Source organism: Pseudoalteromonas sp. 23_GOM-1509m, from assembly GCF_000518425.1.
GTDB classification, from domain to species: Bacteria; Pseudomonadota; Gammaproteobacteria; order Enterobacterales; family Alteromonadaceae; genus Pseudoalteromonas; species Pseudoalteromonas tetraodonis.
In genome coordinates this window covers 1-16,297 of record NZ_JADO01000023.1, presented here as the reverse complement: position 1 = coordinate 16,297, position 16,297 = coordinate 1, and the positions used below count along the sequence as shown (strand labels likewise).

Genomic DNA, 16,297 nt, shown 5'->3' with positions numbered 1-16,297 from the left:
AGGTTATTATTTTATTTATGTGGTATAATGCGCATCAATTTTTGCGCAACCGAAATCGCTTAAACTTATTTTTAGGGTTATCAAATGAAAATTATTGAAGGTAATAAATACGCTCCAGGCAAAAAGTTTGCCATTGTCATTTCTCGTTTTAATGACTTTATTGGTAGTAGCTTGCTTGCAGGTGCTGTTGATGAGCTAAAACGTACTGGTGGAGTATCAGAAGACGATATTACCGTGATTTACGTACCCGGTGCGGTTGAATTACCTTTAGCAGCGAAACGCGTTGCAGCAAAAAAAGAATATGATGCAATTATCGCCTTAGGTGTAGTGATCAGAGGGGGCACGCCTCACTTTGATCTCGTCGCTGGCGAGTCAAATAAAGGGCTTGCACAAGTATCGCTTGAGTATGATATCCCGGTTGCATTTGGCGTATTAACCACTGAAAGCATTGAGCAAGCAATTGAGCGCGCAGGTACCAAAATGGGTAACAAAGGCGGCGAAGCTGCTTTAGGTGCGCTTGAAATGGTTAATGTGTTAGATAAAATTTAAGTTTAAGGAATTTTTGTGAAACCAGCAGCAAGACGTAAAGCACGTATCTTAGCACTTCAAGCCGTGTATTCATGGCAATTAAGCGGCAATGCAATTGCCGATATCGAACAACAAATGTTGATCGAAAACGATGTGACTAAAATTGATGTTGAATATTTTAAAGATTTAGCGCGTGGAGTTGCCGTAAATCATAAGCAACTAGACGAAGCTGTATCGCCTCATTTAACTCGTCCATTTGATGAATTAGACGAAGTTGAACGTGCAATCTTACGTTTAAGCAGCTACGAGCTTAAATTTCGTGAAGATGTTCCTTACAAAGTGGCTATCAATGAAAGCATTGAATTAGCGAAAATGTTTGGCGCTGAAGATAGCCATAAATTTGTAAACGGTGTACTTGATAAAGCTGTAAAACAGTTACGCAAGTCATAACAACTTAAGCTGCATATTAATTTCAGTGAGTTGTTATAAATAACCGTTAAAAAGGAGAGCCGGCATAGGTCGGCTTTTTTGTGTATGAAGGAATTTGAATTAATTAATCACTACTTTAAAGGTCGCGGTATCACTCGTCGCGATGTTAATTTAGGGATTGGAGATGACTGTGCGCTTGTCACAGTACCAGCAAACTGTCAGCTTGCTGTAACAACAGATACCTTAGTTGCTGGGGTGCATTTTTTTCATGATATCTCTCCTCGCGCATTAGGGCATCGAGCTCTGGCAGTAAATTTAAGTGATTTAGCTGCCATGGGTGCAGAGCCTACATGGGTATCGGTTGCACTCACGTTGCCAAGTATCGATCCACAATGGATTGCAGAGCTGACTGACGGCATGCATGAAATTGCTGAGTACTTTAATGTACAAATTATTGGTGGCGATACGACTCAAGGGCCACTCAGTATTACTATTTGTGCAAAAGGCACGGTTCCTGAAGGTAAAGCACTGCGTCGAAGTGGCGCAAAAGTGGGCGACTGGATTTTTGTAACCGGACCGCTAGGTGATGCTGGTTTGGCAATTGAGTCAAAAAAACAAGGTTTGCCAGTTGCACCTGAACATTTAAAGCATATTAATAAATGTTTAAACTTTCCAACGCCACGCGTGGCCGCCGGACAAGCTTTGCGTGGCTTAGCGTCATCAGCTATTGATATTTCAGACGGTTTACTTGCTGATTTAGGTCACATTTTGGATTTGTCACAGGTCAGTGCAACAATCAATATTGAAAATGTACCTACTTCTGATGCGATGCAAGCGAGTCTTGATTTTGAGCAACAGCTTCCTTTTATACTCAACTATGGCGATGACTATGAACTACTTTACACTGTCCCAGACAGCAATAAGAGTATGCTTGATATTAAGTTGCGCCAATACGGTGTAGAAGCAACCTGTATCGGCCAAATCAAAAGTGGTGACGGGAATATAGAATTATTACACCAAGGTGAAAAGTTTGTTTTTGAGCACAAAGGCTTTGAGCACTTTTCCAAGGAGCAGGTTTGAATAAAAACCGATTATTTAATTTAAAACGCCCACATCAATTTTTTGGTTTGGGTTTTGGTACAGGGCTTGCGCCTAAAGCCCCTGGTACATTTGGTACTTTAGCGGCGTTACCATTTATTTTTATTACCATGCATTTTCCGTTATGGTTACAAATTGTATTTGCGGTGGTGATCAGTATATTTGGTATTTGGGCATGTGGAAAAACAGCTGATGACCTTCAAGTTCATGATCATCCAGCTATTGTTTGGGATGAAGTCGCTGGTTACTATATAACGATGATTGGTGCAGCACTGAATTGGCAAACATTATTAGTGGGCTTTTTACTATTTCGCTTTTTTGATATAGCAAAGCCAGGGCCGATTCGTATACTTGATAAACGTGCTCATGGTGGGTTTGGTATTATGGCCGATGATGTACTTGCAGGTATTTTTTCGCTTATTTGTTTGCAAGCATTGATAAAAGTAGGTTTACTACCCTTTTAATTTATTATTTGTTTAACTAGGTGGCAGCACTATGATGCGATTTTTATTGGTTTGTGTACTCTTGATGTGTGCCATGCCAAGTACGGCTTCAATTACTGATTACGTAGTTAAACAATGGAACATTAAAGACGGACTTCCCTCACAATCCCTCAAAAGTGTGGTGCAAGATAACCAAGGCTACATGTGGCTTGGTACGCAATTCGGATTAAGCCGATTTGATGGTAACACTTTTACTAATTACAACACTCAAAATAGTCTGTTTTTACCGAGCAATGGCATCAATAAATTACTGATTGATGGCCAAGGACTATTATGGATAGGCACGAAAAACGGCCTCGTTGTTATAGACCCAGAAAAGCTAACCGCACAAGAGTTTAATATTAAAGGCCCTGTTAGAGATATTCTTGAAGACTCTAAAGGCAGTATTTGGATAGCAGCTAATGGGCTTTATTACATAGACAGAGGCCAGATAGAGCTGCGCGACCAGCTAAACAATCCGAGCCCTATCGTAAATGCCACTGCGATCACCCAAATAGTAGGGTCAGTCAGTAAAATGGCGCTCTCACCAGAGGGAATTTGGCTGGTTAACGACCGTAATTTATTACGCCTGACGCAAAGCGCGTCTGATTTTTCCAAATTGCGCTTAGAGCTTACCGCTAAAGTGGCCTTGCCTGATCGTTTAGCACAAACAATTGTTCACGACTTATCCTTTTTAAATGGCAATTTATATCTTGCTTCTGAGCTAGGCGCTTACTTTTTAGATTTAGATGATGAGCTACGCCCATTTCCGCTGCCTAACGCTAACAACTCAGCCGTTTATAAGTTTATGAGTGATGGCAATGGTGGCTTGTGGGTATCGACTTATGGGCGCTTATTGTTCAGAGGGAAGTCGGATGATTGGCAATGGGTTGAGCCCAGTCAATTAGATCAAAGTATTTGGTTTGCCGATATATTTAGAGATGATGAAAATAATATATGGTTAGCGAGTTTTAGTGAGGGACTTTGGCTTGCTCACGAAGGGCGAATAGAGCGCCATTCAGCCATTTCTAAAATGACCGAAGCGGTTATGGCCATTAGTAAATCACCAGATGGTAAGTTATGGATTGCCAACAAAAGCGGCGTAGGCTATTTCGATGCCGATAAAACGTTTATCAATGTCATCAACAGTGCCAAGTATGGTAATGCCTCAGTACATGACTTACAGTTTGACGGCAATCGTCTTTATGTTGCCACTGGTAGAGGTTTGTTTTTTTACGAGTCGAATACCTTATACAGTTTCCCTGCCCGTGCGCTGAGTGATAATCCTGTATTTGCTATTAGTACGTCGACTAAAGGCGGCTTTTGGGTGGGCACTGGGCGAGGCTTATATCGTTTAAATTACAACGGGTTAAACCCTTTTGCGTACAATGCTTTTTTAGGCAGTAAGTTTGTAACCTATGTTTTAGATAAACCAAATTTTGGGGTGATTGGTACCAGTAAAGGGGCGTATTACTTTACTGAACGCGGGATAGAAAAAATAGGCGACCAAACCACTTTGGAAAGTGCGTACGTTACTAGCATTTTACACATTAAAGGCGTGGGGATTTTAATTGGCTCGCTTAACGATGGTTTGTTTTATCGCAGTGGACAAGGGCAGTGGCAGCAATTAGATGCCGCCAATGGGCTGCCATATGGTTCTATATTTAGTCTTGAGTACGATGATACTACAAAACGCATTTGGGTAAGCACCATGAAAGGGGTTTATCGCATGCCAGTTGAGCAATTCAAAGCCAACATTGAAAGCCTAAAAGTGGAGGAAGTGATCTCTTCATTTGATCGACAGCTCGATGGTAAAGCAAGTCAATGCTGTAATGGTTTAGGCCATGATGCGGTGGTTGATATGGATAATTCAATTTGGTATCCCAGCTTGCAAGGTGTTGTAGAAATTCCTAAAGACGTAGAATTATTTGGACTGCGTTCACTTAAACCAACTATAGAAACTTTAACCACGCCATCACGAAAACTTGCTGCGGCTGCGTTAGGTAAAAAGCCAGTACTTAAAACTGACGAGCGTGATGTAACGCTTACCTATACCGCTATCGATTATTATGCACCTGCAAGTATAGAGTTTAGGTATAAACTCAATGGACTTGATAATGATTGGCGCTATGCAAATAACCGCCGAGAAGCAATTTACACTAACTTACCAGCAGGTATGTTTTTATTTGAATTAGAGACAAAACGTCAAGGTGAAGATTGGGGCAAAGCGCAATCGGCCGAATACGCTTTTGTGGTGCCTGAGCGATTTGGTGAAACTATATATTTTAGATTACTGATCACCAGTGGTTTTGTGTTGCTCTTTTATTTGGTGTTTTGGGTATTTAAAGTTCAAGAGCGACGTAAGCAGCAAGTTCTTGAGGGGCTTATTACTGAGCGAACCCTTGAGCTTCGCCAAGCAAACGATAAATTAAACCAAGTAAACTCTCAGCTTAAACTTGTTAGTCACTCTGATGAGCTAACAGGGCTGAGAAGTCGCCGTTTTTTGTTTGATCAACTACCAAAAGATATTGAGCATTTTCAGCGTAACTCGCAGTCATTGCAGGCTCAAGGTAAATCTTTGGTGTTGTTAATTATTAATTTAGATAACTTTAGCCGCATTAACGATGCCTATGGCCCTATTGCTGGAGATAGCTGTTTACAACAAGTAGCGGCATTACTTAACTCGCGTACCCAAGGTTCTGATTATGTTGCCCGTTGGAGTGGTGATGAGTTTTTACTGTTATTGCGTGATTTTAAATGTAATTTAATCGACAGCTATGTATCTGAATTATGCCAAGCAATTGCAGATTATTCGTTTCAGCTTCCTAACGGTGAAACAACCAATATAACAGCGTCTGTAGGGTGGTCGTTCTATCCTTTACCTCTTTTAGGTGGGCAAGTTATTAGCTGGGAAACATCAATTAATCTAGCTGACATAGCATTACATCAAGTTAAAAAACGCGGCGGCGATGGCGTCGCTAATATTACCTTTGACGAGCAATTAGATGCATTTGAGTTTGAGCAAAACCCCAATGTTGAACAGCAAATTGGTTTGTTACAAAGCAATGGTCTAGCCGATATTAAGGTATGGATGCGCTAGAGGTTATAGATGAGCAATAAAAAAGGAGCCAATGGCTCCTTTTTTATTAAACACGATAAGTGTTAGCTCATAAATGATTTAATTGAAGTTAAAATACCGTGTTCACCTAACCCCATTTCATCGTGCATTTGCTGTTGTGTGCCATGTTTAATGAATTCATCAGGAATACCTAAGTTAAGCACTTTTACATCGGCTTTAATGCTCGCTAAATATTCATTAACTGCAGAGCCTGCACCGCCCGCAATCGCGTTATCTTCAAGGGTTACAATAATATCGTGATCATTAATCAGCTCATCAATTAATGCCGTATCAAGTGGCTTAATAAATCGCATGTTAACTAAAGTGGCATTGAGCTCATCAGTGGCAAGTTGTGCGTTTTCAAGCAAGGTACCAAATGACAATATAGCCACTTTAGTACCTTTTTTAATTACATTCGCTTTACCAATTTCTAGCTTTTGCATAGTGCTTTGAATGTCTGCTGAGCCTGCACTACCACGCGGGTACCGAACAGCAACAGGGCAATTAGCTTGATAGCCTGTATAAAGCATATGACGGCATTCGTTAGTATCACTTGGGGCCATAATGACCATGTTAGGTATACAGCGCATAAAGCTTAAGTCGTAGGCGCCTTGATGGGTTTCACCATCGGCTCCAACAATACCGGCGCGGTCTATAGCAAATAATACCGGTAGGTTTTGCAGTGCAACGTCGTGAATTAGTTGATCGTACGCGCGTTGTAAAAAGCTAGAATAGATAGCCACAACGGGCTTTAAGCCCTCACAAGCAAAACCTGCAGCAAGAGTAACAGCGTGTTGTTCTGCTATTGCTACGTCAAAGTATTGTTCTGGATACTCTTTAGAAAAACGTACCATGCCTGAACCTTCACGCATAGCTGGCGTGATTGCCATGAGCTTACTGTCTTGCTCGGCCATGTCACAAAGCCAATCACCAAACACATTTGAGAAAGTCGCCGCACCTGGTTTAGATTTTGGTAAGCTTGATGTTGCAGGATCAAATTTTGGTACGCCATGATAACCAATCGGATCGGCTTCGGCAGGCTTGTAACCTTTGCCTTTCTGGGTTTTTATATGTAAAAGCTGTGGGCCTTTTAAGTTACGCATATTGCGCAGCGTATCAACCAACATATTCACATCATGTCCATCAATTGGGCCAATGTAATTTAGACCTAATTCTTCAAAAAAAGTACCCGGGATCATCATCCCTTTAATGTGTTCTTCCATACGGCTGGCAAGCTCTTTTACCGGCGGTACACCAGAGAGCAGCTTTTTACTGCCTTCGCGGATGTTGGTATAAAAGCTACCTGATAAAATACGCGCAAAATGATTGGTTAACGCACCGACATTTTCAGATATCGACATTTCGTTATCGTTCAAAATGATCAGCATGTCTGATTTAACATCGCCAAGGTGGTTCATTGCTTCAAAGGCCATACCAGCAGTAATTGCGCCATCGCCTATTACCGCGACTGTTTTGCGCCCTTTGCCTTCTTTTTGTGCAGCAATAGACATACCTAACGCCGCAGAAATTGAGGTACTTGAATGGCCAACACTAAAGGTGTCGTATTCACTTTCATCTCTAAAAGGGAAAGGATGCAATCCGTCTTTTTGGCGAATGGTATGCATTTGATCACGACGGCCAGTCAGTATTTTATGCGGATAAGCTTGATGACCCACATCCCAGACCAAGCGGTCATCGGGTGTGTTGTATACATAATGTAGTGCAACGGTAAGTTCTACGGTTCCTAAACCAGACGCTAAATGGCCGCTACTTTGCGATACCGAATTGAGTAAATAGTCACGCAATTCATGGCTAAATGCAGGAAGCTTATCTTGTGCTAAGTCTCGCAAGTGGGCTGGTTCGTTCACCAAATCAAGTAATGGATACTTGCTGCTATCAAGTGTCATGGTTTTTTATATATCCTTCGCTAATATTAACCCTCCTCAAAACAAACGAGGTTTAAAAGGCGACTTAATATTCAGTAATAATTTTATACTAAGAGTTAATACGTTTTAGCTGTATTTAATGGTCACGTTCAATTAAATAGTTAGCCAATGCCGCTAAATCTGTTGTGTCTGCGTCAATGTTAGCTAATGCCTCATGGGCTTGTTGTATTAAATTTTGTGCTTTTTGCTTAGCGCCTAGCATACCTAATAAAGCGGGGTATGTCGCTTTATTCGCTGCAATATCTGACCCTTGTGGCTTGCCTAAAGTAAGCGTATCGCCCTCAACATCTAAAATATCGTCATGAACTTGAAATGCAAGCCCTATAGCGTATCCAAAAGTTGATAAGTTATCTAAAGTTTGTTGGCTTGTATTAGGAGCGCACAGTGCGCCAAGAGTGATCGCACAATTTATTAGCGCACCGGTTTTAAGTTTATGAATGCGTTCTAACTCATCAACAGTAATAACCTTATCGGTTGCTGCAATATCGCGGCCTTGTCCGGCAACCATACCTTGTAACCCCGATGCATGCGCTAGTGCTGCGATCATTTTTAATTGTGCTTCAGTCGAACATTTAAATGTGTGCTTAGCAATAAGTTCAAATGCTAAAGTTTGCAGTGCATCTCCAGCTAAAATCGCTTGTGCTTCACCGTATACAATATGACATGTAGGGCGACCACGGCGTAAATCATCATCATCCATAGCGGGTAAGTCGTCATGCACTAATGAATAACTATGAATACATTCAATGGCTGCGGCAAGTACATCTAAATCACGCTTGTCAGCACCGAGTATTTTACCTGTGGTGTACACTAAAAACGGGCGCAGTCTTTTACCACCATTCATTACACTGTAATGTGTGGCTTCTTTTATAGTATTGTCGCTTTCAAGAGGTTGTTCAAAATAAAGGTTGAGCGTATTAGCTACATCATCTTGAGCGAGTTTTATTTGTTCTTTTATGCTCACGATTATTCCATATCGTTATCAAACTGAGTAAGCGGTGCTTTTTCGTCATTACCCATTAATATCGACACCTTTTGCTCGGCTTGTTGAAGTTTGCCTGAAGATGCGCTCGCAAGTGCAATACCTCGCTCAAATTGCTTTAAAGACTGTTCAAGCGATAAATCACCTTGTTCCATTTCACTGACAATTGTTGTTAACTCTTCTAGTGCTTGTTCGAAACTTAAATTTTCAGGTTTTTTAGTCGCCATCTTTATTTTCAACTTACATAATAAATTTAGACGCCAATTTTAGGGGGAATGCTAAACTAGGTCAAAGAATGATATTGTTTTTTGATAGATAAATGCTGTTGATTGGGTTTTATTGCGTTTCAACGTTATTTTTTAAAATTATTAATTTTGATTAATTAGATTGATTACCTATGTTGATCTAAAATATAACTAATCTTAATTTTACCGTTTATCATAAAAATCACTTAAGTATTTCAGTATCTTGCCGATAAACAATTAATAACAACGCTTGCGAAGAAAAAATATAAAACCTTTGGAGGGAATGTGGATTTAGCAACCATTATTGGGATCCTTGGCGCAATTGGCTTAATTGTCATGTCCATGTTTATGAGTAGTAGCGGTGAAGTCGCTATGTTTTACAATACCCCTTCTGTGGTTATTGTATTTGGTGGTTCCCTTTTTATCGTTTTATCTAATTTTACCATGTCGCAATTTCTTGGCATTGGTAAAGTATGTGCAAAAGCATTTATGTTTAAAATTGAGCCTCCTGAAGCATTAATCGAAAAAGCGGTAGAATTAGCTGACTCTGCTCGAAAAGGCGGGTTTTTAGCCTTAGAAGAAGCCGAAATCCCAAATCCTTTTATGCGCAAAGGCGTTGATATGCTAGTAGATGGACATGATGCTGATGTGGTACGTGCAACATTACAAAAAGATATTTCGTTAACCACCACTCGCCATGAAATGGGGGCAACCTTATTTAAATCATTAGGTGATATTGCACCTGCAATGGGGATGATCGGTACGTTGATAGGCTTAGTGGCTATGCTCTCGAACATGGATGACCCCAAAGCTATCGGACCGGCAATGGCGGTTGCGTTGTTAACCACATTATACGGTGCATTTTTAGCAAACGTTGTAGCCATTCCTATTCAGGTAAAACTTGAACTGCGTAAAGACGAAGAGGCCATGAATCAGCGCTTAATTTTAGATGCAGTATTAGGTATTCAAGACGGGCAAAATCCTAAAGTAATTGAAGGGATCTTGAAAAATTATCTAGCTGAATCAAAACGCGCAGTCAATACTGAGGAATAATTATGTCAGATGAAGAGTGCAAATGCCCACCTCCAGGACTTCCTGCGTGGATGGGAACGTTTGCCGATTTAATGTCATTATTAATGTGCTTTTTCGTACTTTTACTCGCATTTTCTGAAATGGATGTACTTAAATTTAAACAAATTGCAGGCTCAATGAAGTTTGCTTTTGGTGTACAAAATAAAATAGAAGTAAAAGACATTCCAAAAGGGACATCTGTTATTGCTATGGAGTTTACGCCGGGTAAACCTGAGCCAACTCCTATAGAAACCATTCAGCAACAAACGGTTGAAATGACCCAACAAATGCTTGAGTTTCAGGCGGGAGATGAAAGCTCCGCAGGTGGACGTCAAGAGCAACGTGGTGAAAAGCGAGGTGGTGAATCAAGTAGTACCTCAGAGGAAGTTGCTGCAGCTACGGCAGTGTCTGCTGCTGATCAAGAGCAAATAAATGACTTAGTTAAAAAAATTGCGCAACAGCTTGAAAAGCAAATTATTGATGGGGCTATTGAGCTTGAATCTTTAGGGCAGCAAATCATAATTCGTATTAGAGAAAATGGCTCGTTTCCATCGGGGAGTGCATTTTTACAACCACAATTTAAACCTATCATTCAAGATATTGGTCGATTACTTAAAGATGTACCCGGTGAAATTACGGTGTCTGGTCATACGGATGATTTTCAGGTTTCCAACGAGCTTTACATTAATAACTGGGATTTATCATCTAAACGCGCAGTTGCGGTAGCGAGTGAATTACAAAAAGTTCCAGGTTTTGATAAAACCAGAATGATGGTGGTAGGACGTGCAGAAACTAGGCCCTTAGTGCCGAACGATTCCCGCGAAGATCGAAGACGTAACCGCCGTGTAGAAATATCAATTTTACAAGGCAAGGCAAAAGAGTCAGCGCCAATTGATGTAAGATAGAATGACTTGGCTATGTACCTTTTTTAGCATAGAATGCAACATTCTTAACAAATGTAATGGGGCGAATATGTTGACTAAGTATTGTAGTATGCCTGGTAACGGCGATGGAACTGATGAAGATACAAAAGTTAAGTAAGGTTATTTAGTTTGCCTGAATGGTTTTTGTATTTTGTAAGTATATTAAGCAAAAGCTGGGTTCTTATTTTGAGTCCGGCTATTTTTATATTCTTTATCCTCAAAGATTATTTAGCTCTTAGGTTCGTTGTTATTACTGCCGCTTTTTTCTTATTTGGCACTGTGACCTACTCAAGTTTAATGGCGTTTGATGATGGTATTTATATATACCGTTACCTTGTATGGGCATTAACAGATATTACTTGGATGGCACTTATTGCTTATTGGGGTCTTAAAGATAAAGTGCATTTGTGGCAATGTGTACTTGGGCAGCTTATTGTTATTGGTGCACCCATTCTTCAATTATTTCGCTTAGTTGACCGACACCTTTGGGATTTATCTTATAGCACTGTGATGTATCAAACATTTATGCCTTTAATAAATATTGCCACTGTTGTTGTCTGCTACCTGCCTCTTTTATATCTTTTTGTTAATAAGCGAAATAAAGCTTTAAGTTAGAAACTATAAAAATATCCCCAGTTTTAAACTGATATGCTAAACTACTGTTTATATGAACAGTGTTAGGGTGTGGTTATGAAACTTTATATTGCTGAAAAACCTTCATTAGGACGCGCTATTGCAGATGCGCTTCCAAAACCTCATAAAAAACACGATGGTTATATTGAAGTGGCGAATGGTGATTGTGTGTCTTGGTGCATAGGTCATTTGCTCGAGCAAGCAGAACCCGATGACTATGATGAGCGTTTTAAAAAATGGCAATTTGAGCATTTACCTATTGTGCCTGAACACTGGCAATTAAAAGCTAAAACAAAAACCCGTAAGCAGCTTACCATTTTAAAAAAATTAATTAAGCAGGCAACAACACTCGTACATGCTGGCGATCCTGATCGTGAGGGTCAGCTACTGGTTGATGAAGTAATCGAGCAAACAAAAATTAGTCAAACCAAAAAGCAAAGTATTCAACGCTTATTGATTAGTGATTTAAACTTAACTGCGGTAAAAAAATCACTCAACTCTATGCGGGCTAACCGTGATTTTATCCCTTTGAGTGTATCTGCTTTAGCGCGGTCTCGTGCTGATTGGTTGTTTGGTATGAATTTAACGCGAGCTTATACGCTAGCTGGGCAAAAAGCGGGCTTTGGTAATGTGTTGTCGGTTGGGCGAGTACAAACACCTATTTTAGGTTTAGTTGTAAATCGTGATAATGAAATCGCAAATTTTGTATCCAAACCATTTTATGAAGTACTTGCTCATCTTGTTACACCTGAGCAGCAATCATTTACTGCTAAGTGGATACCGAGTAAAGCGTGCGAACCATATCAAGATGAAGAGGGCAGAGTACTTAATAAAGCCTTAGCCGAAAATGTGACTTCACGCATTGCTAATCAGCCCGCAAATGTAACAGCGCTTGAGCAAAAGCAAAAAAAACAAACCGCGCCTCTTCCTTATAACTTATCTGCTTTACAAATAGATGCTGCTAAAGCTTTTGGGATGCCAGCACAAAAAGTACTCGATATTTGCCAAGTTTTATATGAACGTCATAAATTAATTACCTACCCACGCTCAGATAACCGTTACTTACCGAGAGAGCATCACCAAGATGCACCTGCTATTTTAAAAGCGATAGCCGTAAATGGTGGGCAGTCAGTAGAGCTGGTAAATGAGGCAAATGCAAAACAACGTAGTAAATGTTTTAATGATGCAAAAGTGGCCGCTCATCACGCCATTGTGCCGACAGCTAAACAGTTAAAAAGTGTGAGTTTAGCCAATGATGAAGCAAAAATTTATCAGTTAATAAGTCGACACTATTTAATTCAGTTTTATCCCGACTACATTTACAACGAAAGCAAAGTAGAGGTAACCATAGCCGGTGGTTTATTTAAAGCAAGTGCAAAGCAAGATGTAAGCTTAGGTTTTAAATTGCTCATGGGTAAGTCGGAACTTAAAGAAGAAGCTACATTACCTTATTTAGAAAAAGGCATGGCACTTACTTGTACTAAAGGTGAAGTGGTGCAAAAGCATACATCTCCTCCGGCTCATTTTACCGATGCAACCTTACTTGCTGCTATGACGGGAATTAGCCGTTATGTAAAAGACCTGCAAATCAAAAAAATATTAAAAGAAACAGATGGCCTCGGTACAGAAGCAACGCGTGCAGGCATTATTGAGCTGTTATTTAAACGTCGCTTTTTAAAACGTGAGGGAAAAGCAATTAAAGCAACTGAAACAGGTCTGGCATTAATTAGTGTATTACCAGAGGGATTATCAAGCCCCGACTTAACTGCAAAATGGGAGTCGAGTTTAGGTGATATTGCACAGCAAGCAATGAGTTATCAGCAGTTTATACAACCTTTATTAGCCGATTTAACTAATTTTGTAAGCCAAGCGGCGAACTGCAATAGTCAGGCATTTGCACTGTTACCTAAAACGTCACCTAAAAAGCGCTTTGCCAAACGTACAAAAAAAGCGCCGTATAAAAAGTCGAGTTATAAAAAAAGCCCTGCGGTAAATTAATCGCAGGGCTTACATATAGCGTTGAAGGTTACTGATTGAATAGTGCCACAGCGGCGTTACTCATAGCCTTTATTCCTGTAGGCAGTGCTACTTTATAATCAGGCGCAAATTTACTTGAATGTAACGAGGGCAGTGTTTCGTTATTTTTTATTGCCTTGGCGTACTGCTGTTGGTTAACGCCACCTAGCCAAAATAAGGTGATAGGAATATTTTCGTCGGTGCGCCCATATAATCCAAAGTCTTCACCGGCCATTACCGCTTCTGTTTCGAGCACGTTTGCATCACCTATCGCACTTTTTATAGCGTTTCGAACAAGGTTAGTTTGTACTGGGTTATTGTAAGTTGATGGAATTGATTCATCTTCATGAACTTTCACTACAGGGTAGAGAGATTCCTCAAGGCCTGCACTTTGTGCTATACCTGCAGTAATACGTTTAATTGCGGCTATTTGTGCGTTACGTATATCTGGATTGTAGCTGCGTAGCGTAAGTTGTAACTTAACTTCATCAGAAATAACATTGTGTTTAGAGCCACCATGAATGGAACCCACCGTTATCACTGAAGGCTCAAGTGGAGAAAGCTCACGACTAGTAATTGTTTGTAGTGCAAGTATCGTTCGAGCTGCGATGATCACAGGGTCGATAGTTGTATGCGGGTAAGCACCATGGCCACCTTTGCCTTTTATACTAATATCAACAGAATCAACACTGGCCATGGTGTATTCATTTTTCATTGCCACTTTACCCGCAGCAACGCTAGCGCTTACATGCAAAGCAATAATATGATCTGGTTTAGCGTATTTGTTAAATAATCCTTCCTTGAGCATTGCTTTTGCACCACCGCCTACTTCTTCAGCGGGTTGAGCAACCATCATTAAAGTACCTTGCCACTTATTTTTATGCGTAATTAATTGCTCAGCAGTACCAATAAAAGAGCTCATATGAATATCATGACCACAGCCATGCATAACGCCAACTTCACTACCTTGATCATTAATTGTGGTAATAGTTGATGCGTAAGTTTTGCCTGTTTGCTCTGTTATAGGCAGGCCATCAGTATCAGTTCTGATCATGACGGTAGGGCCTTGACCATTTTTGTAAATTCCGACTACACCATAGCCACCTACATTATCGGTTACGTCAAACCCTAATTTCTGAAGTCGTTCAGCGATTTTTTTACCTGTTTGCTTTTCCTTATATGACAATTCAGGTGATTGATGTAGGTCTAAGTAAAGTTTTTCTATTGCCGGCATGCTGGTATCAAGATCCAACTTAAGTGCTTGCGCATTCAATAATGGGCTGACTAATAAACACAATGCACTTACATACGCTAATTTCATATTTCCCTCACTACCTTCTATTGTATTTAAATGATTTAAACAGATGACTTGTAATTATTATCTTCATCACCATATAAAAACCTAAATAGATGAACATGGCAATAATTCAATGAGCAATATAGTTAGTCTTAACGCACAAAACCTTCAGCAAGTATTGGGTGAAACATCACAACAAAAGTTAGTACTACTTAACTTTTTTTCTCCACAAAGCCCAGAGTGTATTAGCCAAGCAGCTATTTTAGATAAGTTAGCTGCTGAATACAGCAACTATATAGTAGTCGCAAACTTAGACTGCGATGCAGAGCAGGCACTTGCCTCTCAACTTGCCCAACAAGTTGGATTGCAAACCTTACCTACTTTAGTGTTATTAAAAGACTCAGCTCCAGTTGATGTATTAGCGGGTGCTCAAACAGAAAGCCAAGTTCGTGATGCATTATCTAAACATTTACCAGCTCAACAAGACTTATTATTAGAGCAGGCTAAGCAAGCACTGATTAATAGCGACTTAAATGCCGCGTTTACTTATGCCAAACAAGCGTATGAACTTGATAGTCGAAATGCGAGGATTAAATTAGTACTGGCAGATATATGTATACAAATCCACAAACTCGATGAAGCCGCTGCGTTAATAGAAACAATAGATGTACAAGAGCAAGATGCATACTTTAATAATATTAAGGCAAAATGTGAGGCCGCATTAGAGGCAACCGATTCACCGCAGATAAAAGAACTTCAAGAAAAAGTCGCTAAACATCCAAATGAACTTGATTTGCAAATGCAGCTAAGTAACCTTTTAAATGAAGCGGGAAGGAAAGAAGAGGCATTAGAAGCACTCTTTACTATCCTTAAAAAGGATCTTAACTATGATGAAGCCAAACCAAACTTCTTAGCAATAATCGCCTCTTTACCTGACGGCGATGCATTAGCCGCTAAATATCGCCGCAAGCTCTATAGTATTTTATATTAACGGCTAATTAGAACCTTTATAAAAGCATCTAACTAAAGATGCTTTTTTGTTTTCTACATTTAAAAAGAGGATAAATGCAGGGTTATCCACAGGGTTTTGTGGGTAACGTGTGTGTCTAGGTGGGGTATCTTTGGGGTAACAATTAAATGCAAAAAAGCCTTTAAAAACGCTTGCGTTAAAATCGATTCTCCCTATAATGCGACCCCACTGAGACGGGGAACGCCAACGCATAGCGAGGCACGAGCTACTCAGTGAGTTGAGTAAAACTTAGTTTCGAAAACTTTCAAGTTTAACAAAATTAAGTGTTGACAAAAAAATAGGAAAGCGTAATATGCGCAGCCCTAGCGAGATAAAGTTAAACGCTTTAATCGCAACGTTCTTTAACAATATAAAGCAATCATCTGTGTGGGCACTCGTACAGATTGAGTTCTAACAGCCAAGCTACTTCGTTCTTTATTGAGCAAGTAACGAGGCAAACAAATTTAGAGTCTCAATTTAAACTGAGTGACCAACAGAATAGTTACTTCGGTAATTATTC

The 16,297-nt window shown here is 40.0% G+C and carries 14 protein-coding genes; 10 read left to right on the top strand and 4 right to left on the bottom strand.

The annotated features are described in order from the left end of the window. Positions 1 to 84 precede the first annotated feature (84 nt). The 5 genes from ribH (at position 85) to N523_RS0109695 (ending at position 5,637) form a co-directional block, all read left to right on the top strand. The gene (gene ribH, locus N523_RS0109715; RefSeq protein WP_008110216.1) at positions 85 to 549 is read left to right on the top strand and encodes a 6,7-dimethyl-8-ribityllumazine synthase; all 465 of its coding nucleotides are present in this window, start codon (positions 85 to 87) and stop codon (positions 547 to 549) included. A gap of 15 nt (positions 550 to 564) precedes the next feature. Further along, positions 565 to 978, top strand: coding sequence for a transcription antitermination factor NusB (nusB, locus tag N523_RS0109710; protein ID WP_008110215.1), 414 nt, complete (start codon positions 565 to 567; stop codon positions 976 to 978). An 84-nt stretch (positions 979 to 1,062) separates the two neighbouring features. Further along, complete coding sequence (thiL, locus tag N523_RS0109705; RefSeq protein ID WP_008110214.1) at positions 1,063 to 2,037, top strand: thiamine-phosphate kinase; 975 nt, start codon at positions 1,063 to 1,065, stop codon at positions 2,035 to 2,037. After that, on the top strand, positions 2,034 to 2,519 hold the full coding sequence (locus N523_RS0109700; RefSeq protein WP_008110211.1) for a phosphatidylglycerophosphatase A family protein: 486 nt from the start codon (positions 2,034 to 2,036) through the stop codon (positions 2,517 to 2,519). Before thiL ends, N523_RS0109700 begins: the two co-directional genes overlap by 4 nt. 31 nt (positions 2,520 to 2,550) lie before the next feature. After that, positions 2,551 to 5,637 (top strand): ligand-binding sensor domain-containing diguanylate cyclase, encoded by a 3,087-nt coding sequence (locus N523_RS0109695; RefSeq protein WP_028834923.1) that lies wholly within the window; start codon positions 2,551 to 2,553, stop codon positions 5,635 to 5,637. A 62-nt stretch (positions 5,638 to 5,699) separates the two neighbouring features. Here the strand turns inward: N523_RS0109695 and dxs are convergent, their stop codons facing one another. The 3 genes from dxs to xseB form a co-directional block, all read right to left on the bottom strand. Then, a complete protein-coding gene (gene dxs, locus N523_RS0109690) occupies positions 5,700 to 7,562 on the bottom strand; it encodes a 1-deoxy-D-xylulose-5-phosphate synthase (RefSeq protein ID WP_028834922.1) in 1,863 nt (620 codons plus the stop codon). 115 nt (positions 7,563 to 7,677) lie between these two features. Continuing rightward, the gene (ispA, locus tag N523_RS0109685; protein WP_013464235.1) at positions 7,678 to 8,565 is read right to left on the bottom strand and encodes a (2E,6E)-farnesyl diphosphate synthase; all 888 of its coding nucleotides are present in this window, start codon (positions 8,563 to 8,565) and stop codon (positions 7,678 to 7,680) included. 2 nt (positions 8,566 to 8,567) lie between these two features. Continuing rightward, positions 8,568 to 8,810, bottom strand: a complete 243-nt coding sequence (xseB, locus tag N523_RS0109680) for an exodeoxyribonuclease VII small subunit (RefSeq protein WP_008110204.1) — start codon at positions 8,808 to 8,810, stop codon at positions 8,568 to 8,570. Positions 8,811 to 9,113: 303 nt separating this feature from the next. On the opposite strand from xseB, the gene pomA reads away from it, so the two are divergent. The 4 genes from pomA (at position 9,114) to N523_RS0109660 (ending at position 13,453) form a co-directional block, all read left to right on the top strand. After that, positions 9,114 to 9,881, top strand: coding sequence for a flagellar motor protein PomA (gene pomA, locus N523_RS0109675; protein WP_016900636.1), 768 nt, complete (start codon positions 9,114 to 9,116; stop codon positions 9,879 to 9,881). 2 nt (positions 9,882 to 9,883) lie between these two features. Next, positions 9,884 to 10,804, top strand: coding sequence for a flagellar motor protein MotB (locus tag N523_RS0109670; protein WP_028834921.1), 921 nt, complete (start codon positions 9,884 to 9,886; stop codon positions 10,802 to 10,804). A 147-nt stretch (positions 10,805 to 10,951) separates the two neighbouring features. Further along, a complete protein-coding gene (locus N523_RS0109665; RefSeq protein ID WP_013464238.1) occupies positions 10,952 to 11,437 on the top strand; it encodes a hypothetical protein in 486 nt (161 codons plus the stop codon). Positions 11,438 to 11,512: 75 nt separating this feature from the next. Next, positions 11,513 to 13,453 carry a DNA topoisomerase III gene (locus tag N523_RS0109660; RefSeq protein ID WP_028834920.1) on the top strand — a complete coding sequence of 647 codons (1,941 nt, stop codon included), beginning with the start codon at positions 11,513 to 11,515 and terminating at the stop codon, positions 13,451 to 13,453. Positions 13,454 to 13,481: 28 nt separating this feature from the next. On the opposite strand, the gene N523_RS0109655 is transcribed toward N523_RS0109660, so the two are convergent. After that, positions 13,482 to 14,792, bottom strand: a complete 1,311-nt coding sequence (locus N523_RS0109655) for a M20 metallopeptidase family protein (RefSeq protein ID WP_028834919.1) — start codon at positions 14,790 to 14,792, stop codon at positions 13,482 to 13,484. 109 nt (positions 14,793 to 14,901) lie between these two features. Here N523_RS0109655 and N523_RS0109650 point away from each other — a divergent pair, with 109 nt between their 5' ends. Next, complete coding sequence (locus N523_RS0109650; protein ID WP_028834918.1) at positions 14,902 to 15,759, top strand: tetratricopeptide repeat protein; 858 nt, start codon at positions 14,902 to 14,904, stop codon at positions 15,757 to 15,759. Positions 15,760 to 16,297 lie beyond the last annotated feature (538 nt).

Coding starts and splice junctions, on each gene's coding strand:
- ribH (WP_008110216.1), top strand. CDS start 85: ATGAAAATTATTGAAGGTAATAAATACGCTCCAGGCAAAAAGTTTGCC.
- thiL (WP_008110214.1), top strand. CDS start 1,063: ATGAAGGAATTTGAATTAATTAATCACTACTTTAAAGGTCGCGGTATC.
- N523_RS0109695 (WP_028834923.1), top strand. CDS start 2,551: ATGATGCGATTTTTATTGGTTTGTGTACTCTTGATGTGTGCCATGCCA.
- dxs (WP_028834922.1), bottom strand. CDS start 7,562: ATGACACTTGATAGCAGCAAGTATCCATTACTTGATTTGGTGAACGAA.
- xseB (WP_008110204.1), bottom strand. CDS start 8,810: ATGGCGACTAAAAAACCTGAAAATTTAAGTTTCGAACAAGCACTAGAA.
- N523_RS0109670 (WP_028834921.1), top strand. CDS start 9,884: ATGTCAGATGAAGAGTGCAAATGCCCACCTCCAGGACTTCCTGCGTGG.
- N523_RS0109660 (WP_028834920.1), top strand. CDS start 11,513: ATGAAACTTTATATTGCTGAAAAACCTTCATTAGGACGCGCTATTGCA.
- N523_RS0109655 (WP_028834919.1), bottom strand. CDS start 14,792: ATGAAATTAGCGTATGTAAGTGCATTGTGTTTATTAGTCAGCCCATTA.
- N523_RS0109650 (WP_028834918.1), top strand. CDS start 14,902: ATGAGCAATATAGTTAGTCTTAACGCACAAAACCTTCAGCAAGTATTG.